This window comes from Microbacterium sp. C448, assembly GCF_000582705.2.
Taxonomy (GTDB): Bacteria; Actinomycetota; Actinomycetes; order Actinomycetales; family Microbacteriaceae; genus Microbacterium; species Microbacterium lacus_A.
Genome location: NZ_HG779722.1, coordinates 1 through 272 on the forward strand (window position 1 = coordinate 1; position 272 = coordinate 272).

The following is a 272-nucleotide window of genomic DNA, read 5'->3' on the forward strand; positions in this document are numbered from 1 at the left end:
CTTCGCCTGTCCATAGGGCGGCGAGTAGGCCAGATCGAGGTCGATCAGTTCGTCGACCGCCATGCCCGCGCGGATGGCCGTGGCGAGCACGTCGATCCTCTTGTCGACGCCCTCGACGCCGACCGCCTGCGCGCCGAGCAGTCGCCCCGTGTCGGGGTCGATGAGCACCACGAGATGGATCTGGCTCGCACCTGGGAAGTACCCGGCGTGCTGATTCGCGTGCAGATGCAGGGTGGTGTGCGCGATGCCGTGGGCGTGGAGCACCGCACGAT

The 272-nt window shown here is 68.0% G+C and carries 1 pseudogene; it reads right to left on the reverse strand.

Annotated features, from left to right (window positions below):
* Window positions 1–272 (reverse strand): annotated as a pseudogene (locus tag MIC448_RS11175) (pyridine nucleotide-disulfide oxidoreductase); the annotation flags it as partial.